Annotated in this window: 2 protein-coding genes; both read left to right on the forward strand. The window is 37.7% G+C overall.

From position 1 onward, the window contains the following. Positions 1–438: 438 nt before the first annotated feature. Complete coding sequence (locus tag ACN6NE_RS30985; protein ID WP_474329423.1) at positions 439–786, forward strand: hypothetical protein; 348 nt, start codon at positions 439–441, stop codon at positions 784–786. A 40-nt stretch (positions 787–826) separates the two neighbouring features. Continuing rightward, positions 827–1009 carry a hypothetical protein gene (locus tag ACN6NE_RS30990; protein WP_129709764.1) on the forward strand — a complete coding sequence of 61 codons (183 nt, stop codon included), beginning with the start codon at positions 827–829 and terminating at the stop codon, positions 1007–1009. The last annotated feature ends 55 nt before the right edge of the window (positions 1010–1064 follow it).

Here is a 1064-nt window from a genome sequence, read left to right on the forward strand (position 1 = left end):
CTAAAATCGTGTTGCTAGCGAACTCATACGCAAAATTAAAAGTCTTTTCGTGAGTAGTTGTATTAGTAATTTCCTCATACTACCTCTTATTTTCTTCAACACAAATCAAATAATACGTTTAGGAGGTGAATTAAATTTCATTAAGAGATAGACTTAGACCTCCTCGATCAGTTCGTAGAGCAGCTAGGTCTCTTGATCCAAGCAAGGTTTTAACCGGAGAAGTTTCTACAGGAGAATATTTTGGAGTAGACTTAAATCCAGGTGATTTTAAATCAGTAACAGATAATGCTGATGAGAAAGCTAAAGAATACAGTAATAGTGAAAGAGAAAATAAAAATTACTGTGATTGTGTAGTTGCGGTAGCTGGTGCTGCTCTTTGGGGACCTGTATGAGCAGGGCTAGGTGCCTTAGGCGGTTTTCCTGCAGCAAGGATAGCTTGTGGACGAATTTATACTTCTGGACCTTGTGAATAATAAAATGGAAGAAGTGATTTTTATGTTCCCTTTTGCTGGAATGTTTGAGGATGGTCTTAATGGAGGATTTAACCCTAGAAACCAGGCACGCGAACAGGTTAACGCTATTGCAAATCAGACAGCTAAAAATTATAGTGAAAGTGAAAGAGAAAATAAAAACTATTCTAATTGTGTTGCTGTAGTGTCTGTTGAATGTGCTAACGATAGTAGTATTTTTGATGGGGCTGGAATTGAAGGAATAATGGCTGACGGTGGCATTGCTGTAGCAAAGATAGCTTGTGGTCGCATATATAAATCAGAACCATCAGAATAATAAAAAGCGCAATCAAGTAATACAACTAGGAGGTGTTTTTATGCCAGAACACGGTTTCAATCAAACACATGATAATAACAATCATAGCAATAGTTATGATACAAACGGTGGAAGTGTCCAACCAGTAGATGTACCCCAATCTGTCGGAAACAAAATTCCTGCTGAAAACGATGGACTAACTGGAAAAGTAAATGCAAACCTCGGATACCATCCAAAAAAATAGCACGAAAAAACCGCCCTACAAAAGTAAGGCGGTTCTCCGATAAGTTTTATCTTAC

This window comes from Priestia sp. 53B2, assembly GCF_056099005.1.